At 69.9% G+C, this 13044-nt stretch carries 10 protein-coding genes; 3 read left to right on the top strand and 7 right to left on the bottom strand.

Features of this window, described 5'->3' with window-relative positions:
* Nucleotides 1-50: 50 nt before the first annotated feature.
* The 6 genes from G6N48_RS01495 to clpS form a co-directional block, all read right to left on the bottom strand.
* Nucleotides 51-833, bottom strand: coding sequence for a cyclic nucleotide-degrading phosphodiesterase (locus G6N48_RS01495; protein WP_085268935.1), 783 nt, complete (start codon nucleotides 831-833; stop codon nucleotides 51-53).
* A gap of 296 nt (nucleotides 834-1129) precedes the next feature.
* Nucleotides 1130-1945, bottom strand: a complete 816-nt coding sequence (gene murI / locus G6N48_RS01490; RefSeq protein WP_085268936.1) for a glutamate racemase — start codon at nucleotides 1943-1945, stop codon at nucleotides 1130-1132.
* Nucleotides 1942-2616 carry a rhomboid family intramembrane serine protease gene (locus G6N48_RS01485; RefSeq protein WP_085268937.1) on the bottom strand — a complete coding sequence of 225 codons (675 nt, stop codon included), beginning with the start codon at nucleotides 2614-2616 and terminating at the stop codon, nucleotides 1942-1944. Before G6N48_RS01485 ends, murI begins: the two co-directional genes overlap by 4 nt.
* A gap of 56 nt (nucleotides 2617-2672) precedes the next feature.
* On the bottom strand, nucleotides 2673-3719 hold the full coding sequence (locus G6N48_RS01480; protein WP_085268938.1) for a P1 family peptidase: 1047 nt from the start codon (nucleotides 3717-3719) through the stop codon (nucleotides 2673-2675).
* A 16-nt stretch (nucleotides 3720-3735) separates the two neighbouring features.
* Entirely contained in the window at nucleotides 3736-4317 is a 582-nt protein-coding gene (gene aosR, locus G6N48_RS01475; RefSeq protein ID WP_085268939.1) for an oxidative stress transcriptional regulator AosR, read from the bottom strand.
* Nucleotides 4318-4342: 25 nt separating this feature from the next.
* Nucleotides 4343-4648: an ATP-dependent Clp protease adapter ClpS gene (gene clpS / locus G6N48_RS01470; RefSeq protein ID WP_085269043.1), complete on the bottom strand. Its 306-nt coding sequence runs from the start codon at nucleotides 4646-4648 to the stop codon at nucleotides 4343-4345.
* A gap of 67 nt (nucleotides 4649-4715) precedes the next feature.
* On the opposite strand from clpS, the gene G6N48_RS01465 reads away from it, so the two are divergent.
* Nucleotides 4716-6032, top strand: coding sequence for a nicotinate phosphoribosyltransferase (locus G6N48_RS01465; RefSeq protein ID WP_085268940.1), 1317 nt, complete (start codon nucleotides 4716-4718; stop codon nucleotides 6030-6032).
* Between the two features lie 16 nt (nucleotides 6033-6048).
* A complete protein-coding gene (locus G6N48_RS01460) occupies nucleotides 6049-8073 on the top strand; it encodes an ATP-dependent DNA helicase (RefSeq protein ID WP_085268941.1) in 2025 nt (674 codons plus the stop codon).
* 9 nt (nucleotides 8074-8082) lie between these two features.
* On the opposite strand, the gene glgP is transcribed toward G6N48_RS01460, so the two are convergent.
* Nucleotides 8083-10701 carry an alpha-glucan family phosphorylase gene (glgP, locus tag G6N48_RS01455; protein ID WP_085268942.1) on the bottom strand — a complete coding sequence of 873 codons (2619 nt, stop codon included), beginning with the start codon at nucleotides 10699-10701 and terminating at the stop codon, nucleotides 8083-8085.
* Nucleotides 10702-10945: 244 nt separating this feature from the next.
* Here glgP and G6N48_RS01450 point away from each other — a divergent pair, with 244 nt between their 5' ends.
* On the top strand, nucleotides 10946-13039 hold the full coding sequence (locus G6N48_RS01450) for an alpha-1,4-glucan--maltose-1-phosphate maltosyltransferase (RefSeq protein WP_211282026.1): 2094 nt from the start codon (nucleotides 10946-10948) through the stop codon (nucleotides 13037-13039).
* Nucleotides 13040-13044 lie beyond the last annotated feature (5 nt).

Here is a 13044-nt window from a genome sequence, read left to right as displayed (position 1 = left end):
GGCCAACGCCTCAACCGCCGACGCACGGGCGATCAGCGCTCGCGGTTGGCTCAGACCCGCTCCGAGCGGCGGATGTCGAATGTCTCACCGCACACCACCGCGTGCACCGGCCCGTCGAACTCCGCCTTGGCCTCGCTGATGACGTCCTCCCGCGAGGTCCACGGCGGGATGTGCGTGAGCAGCAACTCACGGACTCCGGCCAGCGCCGCGGTGCGCCCCGCCTCGGTACCCGACAGATGCAGCGCGGGCGGGCGATCGGGGGAATGCGTCCAGGATGCCTCGCAGAGGAATACGTCGGCGTCGCGGGCCAGCTCGACGAGCTGGTCGCAGGCGCCGGTGTCGCCGCTGTAGACGAACGACGCCCCGGAGGGATCGGTGATCCTCATGCCGTAGGACTCGGTCGGATGGGCCACCACGCGCGGGAGGACGGTGAGCGCCCCGAACGTCACCGGCTCGTTGTCGACCCAGTGGCGGACGTCGAAGATGTCAGAGCAGTCGTCGATCTCACCGCCGTAAGGAGACGACGCCGCGCCCAGCCGCGACCAGGTGTCGCTGGGCCCGTACAACAGCGCCTTGCCGTCCGGGCGCGACGGATGATAGCGCCGCCACACGAACAGGCCCGGCATGTCCAGGCAGTGGTCGGCGTGCAGGTGAGACAGGAGCACGTGCACCGAGCTGGGGTCGGCATAGCGCTGCAGCGCGCCGAGCACACCGCCGCCGAAGTCGAGCACCAGCGGTGGGGTGTCGGGCGCCCGCAGCAGATAACCGGACGCCGGCGAATCCGGGCCCACGACGCTGCCTGAGCAGCCCAGCACGGTTATTCGCACGAACACTACTGTGCCATGCCCGATCCAGCGATGACGAAAACATCGCCGCATTGGTGTGATGAGAATCTCGGGCCCCGTGGCGATCGCGAGCGCGGCGCAGCCGGGCGAAGCGGGTCGCCACCATCGAACCCCGTGGCGATCGCGAGCGCGGCGCAGCCGGGCGAAGCGGGTCGCCACCATCGAACCCCGTGGCGATCGCGAGCGCGGCGCAGCCGGGCGAAGCGGGTCGCCACCATCGAACCCCGTGGCGATCGCGAGCGCGGCGCAGCCGGGCGAAGCGGGTCGCCAAACTTCTCGTACAACTAGTCGACGCGGACGTGGCGGACCGGCTGCACTCCCGTGACCGCAGGACCCAGGAATCGCGCGGCCAGCGCGGTGAACGCGTCGGGGTCGCCGGTGGCCTCGAAGACCCGGGTGACCGGCGGCGCGTGATGCGGCCGCAGCAGGTCGCGCTCGGTGAGGACCCGAAGCACCTCCTTCGCGGTCTCCTCGGCGCTGGACACCAGCGTCACGTTGTCACCCATCGCCAACTGGATGAGCCCGGACAGCAACGGATAGTGCGTGCACCCGAGCACCAGGGTGTCCACCTGTGCGCGCTGCAGCGGCTCCAGGTAGCCCTCGGCCAGGCCGAGCACCTGACGTCCGCTGGTCACGCCGCGTTCGACGAAGTCGACGAACCGGGGGCAGGCCACCGCGGTGATCTCGGTGTCGCGGGCGGCGGCGAAGGCGTCCTGGTACGCGTGCGAGTTGATGGTCGCCCGCGTGCCGATCACCCCGATGCGGCCGTTGCGGGTGGTGGCGACGGCCCGGCGCACGGCCGGCAGGATCACCTCGACGACGGGCACGTCGTAGCGCTCGCGGGCATCCCGCAGGCACGCCGCCGATGCGGTATTGCACGCGATCACCAAAGCCTTGACGCCGCGGCCGACGAGGTCGTCCCCGATGGCCAGCGCGTGCGCACGTACCTCCGGGATGGTGAGCGGACCGTAGGGGCCGTTGCCCGTGTCACCGACATAGACGATGTCCTCGTCGGGTAGTTGATCGATGATCGCCCGCGCGACGGTCAGTCCCCCGACGCCGGAGTCGAAAATTCCGACGGGCGCTAGCGGGGAGATCATGTCCTCGGGCGCGGCGACCCGGCGCCGCCCCTTCTCGCGCGGGCCTTGCGCTCGGGCGCGGACAACACATACGCGGCCACGACGCCGGCGATGGCGCCGCACAAATGCCCCTGCCACGACACGCCCCCGCACCTGCCGAGCACCGGCATGGCGCCGAGCAGGACGCCGCCGTAGATGAGCAACACCACCAGGCCGATAACGATGTCGGTGAACCTGCGTACGAAGACGCCGAAGACCATCAGGAAGGCCAGCCAGCCGAAGATCAGACCGGATGCCCCGATGTGGTCGGTGGGGCCGCAATCGCTGCCGAGGTTGCCGATGAGCCAGGTTCCGAACCCGCCCAGGATCCAGACGATCGCGGTGGCCCAGACGAACCGGGACAGACCGGCCAGCGTCATGAGGAACCCGAGCACCAGCATCGGGCCGGTGTTGGCCCCGAGGTGCTGCCAGCTGGCGTGCAGGACGGGTGCAAAGATGATTCCCCAGAGCCCGTCGGCCTCCAGCGGCCTGATCCCGTTGGCATCCAGCGAATGGTTCGACAGCTGGTCGATGAGCTCGACGAGGTAGAGCAACGCTACGAAGGTGAGAATCGTGGCTCCGCCCACGACCCACGTCGGCCGTCCCGGCGTCTGGGTCGCCGGGGTGGCGGGGTGCCCCTTCCGCCTGCTCATCCTTGCGCTGCCCTCCGTCTTCGGCGCGCTCCAGGCTACCGTCGGTGAGCTTCGGATCAGGCGAACGCCCCGGGCAGCAGGTCGCGGTAGGCCGGAATTCCCGCCACCGACCGGGCGGCGAACACACCGGACAGCACCGCTCGCGCCAGGCAATCAGCCGCGGCGGCGCCCACCTGCGCGATCAGCCCCGTCTCCGGCGAGAACGCGGCGGGCGGCGGCTTCTCGCCGACGGAGGGCGCCACCTCCACCGCCCCGGTGGCCAACGCGAACACGGTGTCCCCATCCAGCGGGGTGTGTGCCGGCCGGATGGTTCGGGCCAGGCCGTCGTGCGCGGCCACCGCGACCAGCCGGCAACCTGCGGGACTCAGCGCGGCGTCGGTGGCGACCACCGCGATGGTGGTGTTGAGGGGACTGCTCAGCGCGCCGGACGCGGACGGCAGCTGCGCCAGGGCGTCGATCTCCTGAGCCGGCGGCGCCGTCAGCGCGAAGTCCGCGATGAGGTCGGCCATCCACGGCAGTCCGGTGGTGGGGTCGACGACCTCTCCGGCGGCGTTGACGACGACGAGCGCACCGACGGTCACGCCGGACGGCAACATCGTCGACGCGGTCCCGACGCCGCCCTTGAGCACACCGGCGCGGGCCCCCACCCCGGCGCCGACCGTCCCGATCGTCACCGGTGCGCCGCAGCCCGCGTTCTCACACGCGTGGTAGCCGAATTCGGCCGTCGGGCGGCGGTCCCAGCCGCCGACCGGCAGGTCGAAGATCACCGCGCCGGGCACGATGGGCACCGTGCCGCCGTCGAGGGCCACGCCGCGTTCGTGTTCCTCCAGCCAGCGCATGACCCCGTCGGCGGCGGCCAGGCCGTAGGCGCTGCCGCCGGCGAGCAACACCGCGTCCACGTACCGCACCGTGTTGGCAGGGTCCAGCAGGTCGGTCTCCCGGGTGCCGGGCGCACCGCCGCGGCAGTCGACAGCGCCTACGGTGCCCGGCGGGGTCAACACGACGGTGACCCCGCATGCCCACCCGGCACCCAGCGAGGCGTCCGGGTCCAGCCTCTGGTAGTGGCCGACGCGGATTCCCCCGACGTCGGCGATGGAATTCACCCGGCCGCCGCGGCGATCACTTAGACCCCATCAACACCAGGACCAGGTATTCCTGCAGCACGGTCAGCCACTGGTAGACGTCGAAGTGCACGGCCAGTGGATGGTCACCCGGCAGGCGTTCCGGGCCTTCCGGCCCGATGTCGAGCATGACGCCCAGGCTCAACCGGACGTCGTTGACCGCGCTCACCCACTCGGCCGCGTCGTCCTCGGTCAGCTCGAACCGGCCACCGCCTTCGGGGACCGTGTCCAGGAGCCGCTGTGCGGCAACGCGTTTGGCCTCGATGATCTCGGGCTCGTGCAGGCTGCGCAGCGCGGCGTTGAGGTTTTCGGGCACTTCGGCGGAAGGGGTCTGGTCGTCGTCCGGCTTGTAGAAGTCGGGCAGCAGCCGGCGCAGCGTCGGATCCGTCGGGGGCTGCGCATTTCCGGTCTTGATGCCGGTGATCTGTTCGAGTTCGTCTGCCGGCGAAGAGGATTCACGTTCGTCGAGCAGGCCGATCATCGCGCCGGCAAGGTTTTTGAGCAGGGCCGACTCATGGGAGGCCAGAGCGGACCGGAAACGGGTACCGTTCGCGGTTTCGACGCGCTTCCATTTGCGCACAGGAGAACCGGGTGCCCGTCGAATCTCAGCGGTCCTGCTGCATCGTCGCCCACAAACCGGCGGCGTGCAGCTTGGACACGTCAACTTCCATGGATTCCCGGCTGCCCGCCGACACCACTGCCTTTCCCTCGTTGTGCACCTGAAGCATGAGTTCGGTGGCCTGCGTCTCGCTGTAGCCGAACAGCTTCTGGAAAACATAGGTCACGTAGGTCATCAGGTTGACGGGGTCGTCCCAGACGATGGTCACCCAGGGACTGGCTGTGACGTCCGCCGGAGCGGACTCTCGTTGCCCGGTAGTGCCCGGCTTAGTGGGCGCTGACGCAACAACCATGTGCTCCACGATACCGAGCCTCAGGTGTAGATACAGGCCCCCCGAGTGCAGCCGATACCGTTATGGAATGAACGACCCGGTGGCAACTGGGCTGCTGACTGACAAGTACGAGTTGACCATGCTGGCGGCGGCCCTGCGGGACGGCACCGCCGGACGCCGGGCCACCTTCGAACTGTTCGCGCGCCGGCTTCCCGACGGCCGCCGCTACGGCGTGGTCGCGGGCACCGGCCGGCTGCTGGAGGCCCTGCCACAATTCACCTTCGACGACGAGGCCTGTGCATCGCTGGCGAACTTCCTCGATCCGGCGGCCGTGGACTACCTGCGCGACTTCCGGTTCCGCGGCGACATCGACGGCTACGCCGAAGGCGAGCTGTACTTTCCCGGATCTCCCGTGCTGTCGGTGACGGGCAGCTTCGCCGAATGCGTGGTGCTCGAGACGCTGGCGTTGTCGATCTTCAACCACGACACCGCCGTCGCGTCCGCCGCGGCGCGCATGGTCAGCGCTGCCCGCCAGCGTCCGCTGATCGAGATGGGGTCGCGCCGCACCCACGAGCGCGCGGCGGTCGCGGCCGCCCGCGCCGCCTACCTGGCCGGGTTCGCCGCGTCGTCCAACCTGGAGGCACAGCGCCGCTACGGTGTCCCGGCGGAAGGCACCTCCGCGCACGCGTTCACCATGCTGCACGTGCGGGCCAACGAGCCCCCGGAAAGTTCGGAGCTGGCCGCGTTCCGCGCGCAGGTCGACGCGCTGGGCGCCGACACCACGCTGTTGGTGGACACCTACGACGTGACGACGGGCGTGGCCAACGCCGTGGCCGCGGCGGGCGACCGACTCGGCGCGGTCCGCATCGACTCCGGCGAGCTCGGCGTGCTGGCGCGCCAGGTCCGTGAGCAGCTCGATCGGCTGGGGGCCGGCCGGACCCGGATCGTGGTGTCCGGCGACCTTGACGAGTTCTCCATCGCGGCGCTGGGCGCCGAGCCCGTGGACAGCTACGGCGTGGGCACGTCGCTGGTGACGGGCTCGGGCGCCCCGACCGCCAACATGGTTTACAAATTGGTCGAGGTCGACGGTATTGCGGTGCAGAAACGCAGCAGCCACAAAGAAACTCACGGCGGGCACAAGGAGGCCCTGCGGCTGGCCCGCCCGACGGGCACCATCACCGAGGAAGTGGTGCACCCGGCCGGGCGCCCGCCCGCCTGCGCCGGGCCGTTCCGGACGCTGACGACCCCGTTGGTCCGCGGCGGCGAAGCCGTGGCCAAACCCGACTTGGCCGCGGCGCGGGAGCTGGTAGCTTCCGGATTGCGCAGCTTGCCGTGGGAAGGCTTGAACCTGTCACACGGCGAGCCCGCGGTGCCGACGACCCACATCCCGCCCGGGCAGAACTAACGCCGCTCGAAAGAGAGTGACCACGTCCGACGAGTCCCCGCCCGTGCCCGAGCTGCTGGCCGTCGCCGTCGCCGCCCTCGGCGGCAGCGAGCGCAGCGGTCAGCTGCAGATGGCCGCGGCCGTCGAGCGGGCTTTCGAGACCGGCGAGCACCTCGTGGTGCAGGCCGGCACCGGCACCGGCAAGTCGCTCGCCTACCTGGTGCCCGCGATCGTGCATGCCCTGAACACCGAGTCACCCGTCGTCGTGTCCACCGCCACGATCGCGCTGCAGCGCCAACTCGTCGACCGCGACCTGCCCCGGCTGATCGACGCGCTCGCCGACGCACTCCCCCGCCGCCCCCGGTTCGCGCTACTGAAGGGGCGACGAAACTATCTGTGCCTGAACAAGATTCACAACGGCGGCGACGACGAAGGCGTGGACGGCCGGCCGCAGGAGGAGTTGTTCGACCCCCTGGCGGCCACTGCTCTCGGCCGCGACGTGCAGCGGCTGACCGCATGGGCGGCGACGACGGACTCCGGCGACCGCGACGATCTGAAGCCCGGCGTCCCGGAGCGTTCCTGGTCACAGGTCAGCGTGTCCGCGCGGGAATGCCTCGGTGTCGCCCGCTGCCCGTTCGGCACCGAGTGCTTCGCCGAACGGGCCAGGGGTCTGGCCGGCCGTGCCGATGTCGTCGTCACCAATCACGCACTGCTGGCCATCGACGCCGTCGCCGAGTCGGCGGTGCTGCCCGAACACGAGCTGCTGGTGGTCGACGAGGCCCACGAGCTGGTCGATCGGGTCACTTCGGTGGCCACCGCCGAGCTCAGCGCGGCCGGCCTCGGTGTCGCCGCGCGGCGGCTCGGCCGATTGGTGAACCCGGAGCTGACTGAGCGGCTCGAGGCGGCGACGGCCAACTTCGCCGCCGCGATTCACGACGCGACGCCGGGACGGATCGACCGCCTCGACGACGAGATGGCGACCTGCCTGACGCTGCTGCGCGACGCGGCGAGCGCGGCGCGGTCGGCGATCGGGACTACGAGCGACGCCTCCCCACCTGCGAGTGCGGCGGCGGCCCGCGCCGAAGCGGTCGCGGCGCTGGGCGAGATCGCCGACACGGCATCGCGGGTGCTGACCTCGTTCGGGCCGCCGATCCCCGACCGCACCGACGTCGTCTGGCTCGACCACGAGGACAACCGCGGCGCGCTGCGCCCGGTGCTGCGGGTGGCGCCGCTTTCGGTCGCCGGCCTGCTGCGCGACAAGGTGTTCTCCCGCTCGACCACCGTGTTGACGTCCGCGACCCTGGCCATCGGCGGGTCCTTCGACGCGATGGCCGCGGCGTGGGGCTTGACCCCGGCGGATTCCGGCGCCGGCCCGTGCTGGAGTGGCGTCGACGTCGGATCGCCGTTCCAGCACGCCAAGGCCGGCATCCTCTACATCGCCGCACATCTGCCGCCGCCGGGCCGCGACGGCACCGGTTCGGCAGAGCAGCTGACCGAGATCGCCGAGCTGATCACCGCCGCCGGGGGACGCACGCTCGGGCTGTTCTCGTCGATGCGGGCCGCCCGGGCCGCCGCCGATGCCATGCGTGAACGGCTGCCGACACCGGTGTTGTGCCAGGGCGACGACAGCACCTCCGCGTTGGTCGAGCGATTCAGCGCCGAGGCGGAGACGTCGCTGTTCGGCACCCTGTCGCTGTGGCAGGGCGTCGACGTGCCGGGGCCGTCGTTGTCGCTGGTGCTGATCGACCGCATCCCGTTCCCCCGCCCGGACGATCCCCTGCTGGGCGCGCGCCAGCGCGCGGTGGCCGCGCGCGGCGGCAACGGCTTCATGGCGGTCGCGGCCAGCCACGCGGCGCTGCTGCTGGCGCAGGGGTCGGGTCGGCTGTTGCGCAGCGTCACCGACCGCGGGGTGGTGGCGGTGCTGGATTCCCGCATGGTCACCGCGGGTTACGGGAGCTACCTGCGCGCGTCGCTGCCGCCCTACTGGCAGACGACCAGCGCCGAGCAGGTCCGCGGCGCCCTGCAGCGGCTGCGCACGTCGGCCGAGGGCCCGCCGGCCTGACCGGCGCGGCTACCGCGCGAGGGTGACCAAACCGAGCTCGCTGTCGGTCGCCAGCATCGGATGGTGGGGCAGCACGCGCACCGTGTACCCGACCGCTCCCGCGAGCGGCAGTGGTGTGGTGGTGGAGAACACCTGGCTGCCCGCCTCGGCGGTGCCGGTGTAGGACATCTCGACGGTCACCGGCTGCTGCAGCACGTCGCCGGAGTCGACCCGGCCCAGCACCGCCTGCACCCGAACCTCGTCGGCCGCCAGCCCGGCCAGCTGGACGGTCGCGGTCAGCGTCAGCTTCGAGCCCAGCACCGGCGAGTCCGGCAGCCCGGTGCTGTCGACGTCGGTGATGACGATCTTCGGCCACGCCTCCTGGACGCGGCGGCGATAAGCGGCCAGCTCGCGCGCCGTGCCGAACTCGCCGCCGCCCCCCACACCGTCGGCGTCGTCCGGCGCCACGGTCTTGCGCAGCGATTCCGCCGCGGGCGTGTAATACCCGTCGACATAGTCGCGCACCATGCGCGACGCCAGCACCTTCGGCCCCAGCGTCTGCAGCGTGTGGCGCACCATCTCGATCCACCGCGGCGGCACCCCGTGTTCGTCGCGTTCGTAGAACTTCGGCGTCACCGCTTCCTCGAGCAGCGTGTACAGCGCACTGGCCTCGAGGTCGTCGCGACGGGTCTCGTCGGCAACGCCGTCGGCAGACGGTATGGCCCAACCGTTTTCGCCGTCGTACCACTCATCCCACCAGCCGTCGCGGATGGACAGGTTGAGCCCGCCGTTGAGTGCGCTCTTCATCCCGGATGTGCCGCAGGCTTCCAGGGGCCGCAGCGGGTTGTTCAGCCAGACGTCGCAGCCCCAGTACAGCAGCCGGGCCATCGACATGTCGTAATCGGGCAGGAAGGCGATGCGGTGGCGCACCTGCGGGCGGTCGGCGAAGCGAACCACCTGCTGGATGAGCGCCTTTCCGCCGTCGTCGGCCGGGTGCGACTTGCCGGCCACGATCAGCTGGATAGGCCGCTCCTCGTTGAGCAGCAGCCCTTCCAGCCGCTCGGGGTCGCGCAGCATCAGCGTGAGCCGCTTGTACGTGGGCACCCGCCGGGCGAATCCTATGGTCAGCACGTTGGGATCGAACGCGGTTGCGATCCAACCCAATTCGGCGTCCGACGCGCCCCGCTCCAGCCACGAACGACGCAACCGCTTCCGGACATCCTCGACCAGCAGCGACCGCAGCTGCGAGCGGATCCACCACAGGTGACCCGGATCGACCTGCTGCAGCCGCAGCCAGACGCCCGGGTCGCCGAACGAGTCCGACCCGGCCAGCTCGCGCCCCAGCTCCAGCCACTGCGGCGCCGCCCACGTGCGCGCGTGCACCCCGTTGGTGATCGACCCGATCGGCACCTCGCTCGGGTCGAACCCGGTCCACAGCTCGTTGAACATGGACCGGCTCACCTCGCCGTGCAACAGCGACACACCGTTGGCCCGTTGCGCGAGCCGCAGACCCATGTGGGCCATGTTGAACTTCGTCGGATCGTCCTCGCTGCCGAGCGCCAGTATCCGCGCGGTCGGGACGCCCCGCAGCAGCGTGGACTCGCCGTCCGCGCCTGCCGTACCGCCCAGGTAGCGCTGCACCATGTCGACCGGGAAGCGGTCGATGCCGGCCGGCACCGGGGTGTGCGTGGTGAAGACGGTGCTGGACCGCACGACCGTCAGGGCGGTGTCGAAGTCCAGGCGCGAATCGGTCATCAGCTCGCGGATGCGTTCCACCCCGAGGAACCCGGCGTGCCCCTCGTTCATGTGGAAAACCTCGGGTGCGGGCAGCCCCTGGATTGCGGTGAACGCGCGGATCGCGCGCACCCCGCCGATCCCGGCCAGGATCTCCTGCCGCATCCGGTGTTCCTGGTCGCCACCGTAGAGCCGGTCGGTGACGCCGCGCAGTTCGTGCTCGTTCTCGGGAACGTCGGAGTCCAGGAGCAGCAGCGGGACCCGGCCGACCTGGGCCACCCAGACCCGCGCGCGTAGCTGCGCGGAGTCGGGCAGCGCCAGTTCGACCAGCACGGGACGGCCGGCGGCGTCGGTGAGCAGCCGCAACGGCAACCCCTGCGGGTCCAGCGACGGGTAGGTCTCGTTCTGCCAACCGTCGGCGGTCAGCGACTGCCGGAAGTAACCCGACCGGTAGTAGAGCCCGACCGCGACCAGCGGGACGCCGAGATCGGAGGCGGCCTTCAGGTGGTCGCCGGCCAGGATGCCCAATCCGCCGGAATAGTTGGGCAGCGACTCGGCGACGCCGAACTCCATCGAGAAGTACGCGACGCCCGTCGGCATCTGGACGCCTTCGTCCGTGCGCTGCTGATACCACAGCGGACGCGTCAGGTAGTCGTGGAGGTCGGCGGCGAGTTCGTCGAGGCGGGCCAGGAACGCCTCGTCCAGCGCGAGCTCGTCGAGCCGCGCGGGGTTCACCGCGCCCAGCAGCGCCACCGGGTCGCTGCCACACCGCTGCCACAGCGTGGGATCGATGGTGGCGAAGAGGTCTTGTGTCGGTTTGTCCCACGACCATCGCAGGTTGGTCGACAGCTGATCCAGCGCTGCGAGACGTTCTGGGAGATGAGCACGAACCGTAAAACGTCGGAGGGCTTTCACGCGTCTCTACCTTACTGAGGTTTCCAGCCGGCGCACGACGACGTTCAAGACCGCTTTCCGTCCGCGGGTGTGGCCTGACACTAGGGTGGGTATCGGGTAGTTATCGGGGTCGCAACGATGCTTCCCTGCGAATGCTTCCCAGTACAGGAAGCTCTCACGACAACAAGGTTTCTCCAGACGAGAGGCGTGCCGCGAGGTTCCACACCACCGCGGTATTGCCGTCCACAATCGGAACGGAGTGGTGGTGCCCGGCCGTGTCGAGATCGATAACGTCCAGCCCGTCGTTTCCTGCGGCGCCTACCCCGCCAAGGCCGTGGTGGGTGAGACGGTCCCGGTCAGCGCCGCGGTCTGGCGGGAGGGCCACGAAGCTGTCGCCGCGACGCTGGTCGTGCGCTACCTCGGACCGCGCTACCCGCAGGTAGGCGAAACCCGTCGGATCAAAGCGGTTCAGGCGCCCGAGCAGCCGATCGGAATCGAGCCAGAAGTCGCCGAACAGCAGCGGGTCAAGCCGTTGCAGTTTCCCATGACGATGGGTCTCGAGCCCTACGTCTTCCACGGGCACTTCACGCCCGACCGGGTCGGGCTGTGGACCTTCCGCGTCGACGGGTGGGGCGACTCGATCGAGAGCTGGCGGCACGGGCTGGTGGCAAAGCTGGAGGCCGGCCAGGGCGAGACGGAGTTGTCGAACGACCTGCTGGTCGGCGCCGCGCTGTTCGAGCGGGCGGCGACCGGCGTGCCGCGCGCCCACCGTGACCCGCTGCTGGCCGCCGCCGAAGCATTGCGCGCCCCCGGGGACCCCACCACCCGCACGGCGCTGGCGCTGTCCCCCGAAATCACGGAGCTTTTGGCGAGTTATCCGTTGCGCGACCTCGTGACCCGGGGACAGCAGTACGGGGTCTGGGTGGATCGGCCGCTGGCCCGCTTCGGGTCGTGGTACGAGATGTTTCCGCGCTCCACCGGCGGTTGGGACGCCGAGGGCAATCCGGTGCACGGCACCTTTGCCACGGCGGCCGAGCAGCTGCCGCGCATCGCGGCCATGGGCTTCGACGTCGTGTACCTGCCGCCGATCCACCCCATTGGCAAGGTGCATCGTAAGGGCCGCAACAACTCTCCCACCGCGGCGCCCGGAGACGTCGGCTCGCCGTGGGCAATCGGCAGCGACGAAGGCGGGCACGACGCCGTTCACCCGGCCCTGGGCACCATCGACGACTTCGACCGATTCGTCGCAGCGACACGAGAATTGGGCATGGAGGTCGCGCTGGACCTGGCGTTGCAGTGCGCACCCGACCATCCGTGGGCCCGCGACCACCGCCAATGGTTCACCGAACTGCCCGACGGCACCATTGCCTACGCGGAGAACCCCCCGAAGAAATACCAGGACATCTACCCGCTCAACTTCGACAACGACCCGGCCGGCCTGTACGACGAGGTGCTGCGGGTGGTCCGGCACTGGATGGATCACGGCGTCAAGTTCTTCCGCGTCGACAATCCCCACACCAAGCCGCCGGACTTCTGGGCCTGGCTGATCGCGCAGGTCAAGACGATCGATCCCGACGTGCTGTTCCTGTCCGAGGCCTTCACGCCGCCGGCGCGGCAGTACGGCCTGGCCAAAATCGGATTCACCCAGTCCTACAGCTACTTCACGTGGCGCATCGCCAAATGGGAGCTCACCGAATTCGGCAACGACATCGCCGCGCTCGCCGACTTCCGGCGGCCCAACCTGTTCGTGAACACCCCGGACATCCTGCACGCCATCCTGCAGCACAACGGTCCGGGCATGTTCGCCATCCGCGCCGTGCTGGCGGCGACCATGGGTCCCGCCTGGGGTGTCTACTCGGGCTACGAATTGTTCGAACACCGCGCGGTGCGGGAGGGCAGCGAGGAGTACCTCGACTCCGAGAAGTACGAGCTGCGGCCCCGCGACTTCGCCGGCGCGCTCGCGGAGGGCCGATCGCTGGAGCCGTTCATCACCCAGCTCAACGAGATTCGGCGGCTGCACCCCGCATTGCAGCAGTTGCGCACCATCCACTTCCACGGCGTGGACAACGATGCATTGATGGCCTACAGCAAATTCGATCCTGCCACGGGCGACTGCGTGCTGGTGGTCGTGTCGCTCAACGCGTTCGGGCCCGAGGAGGCGACGCTGTGGCTGGACATGGAAGGCCTGGGCAGGGAACCCTACGAGCGTTTCTGGGTGCGAGACGAGATCACCGGTCAGGAATTCCAATGGGGCCAGGCCAATTACGTTCGCATCGACCCCGCGCAGGCGGTCGCGCACATCATCAACATGCCGCTCGTGCCGCATGACGCTCGAATGAAGCTGCTGCGCAGGCGATGAAGAGG

The sequence above is a fragment of the Mycobacterium parmense genome (assembly GCF_010730575.1).
Taxonomy (GTDB): Bacteria; Actinomycetota; Actinomycetes; order Mycobacteriales; family Mycobacteriaceae; genus Mycobacterium; species Mycobacterium parmense.
This window is presented reverse-complemented; position numbering and strand designations above follow the sequence as displayed.

What these genes read in the sequence shown, in the direction of transcription:
- G6N48_RS01485 (WP_085268937.1), bottom strand. Translation starts at nt 2,616, where the DNA reads ATGAGCAGGCGGAAGGGGCACCCCGCCACCCCGGCGACCCAGACGCCG.
- G6N48_RS01465 (WP_085268940.1), top strand. Translation starts at nt 4,716, where the DNA reads ATGAACGACCCGGTGGCAACTGGGCTGCTGACTGACAAGTACGAGTTG.
- clpS (WP_085269043.1), bottom strand. Translation starts at nt 4,648, where the DNA reads ATGGTTGTTGCGTCAGCGCCCACTAAGCCGGGCACTACCGGGCAACGA.
- murI (WP_085268936.1), bottom strand. Translation starts at nt 1,945, where the DNA reads ATGATCTCCCCGCTAGCGCCCGTCGGAATTTTCGACTCCGGCGTCGGG.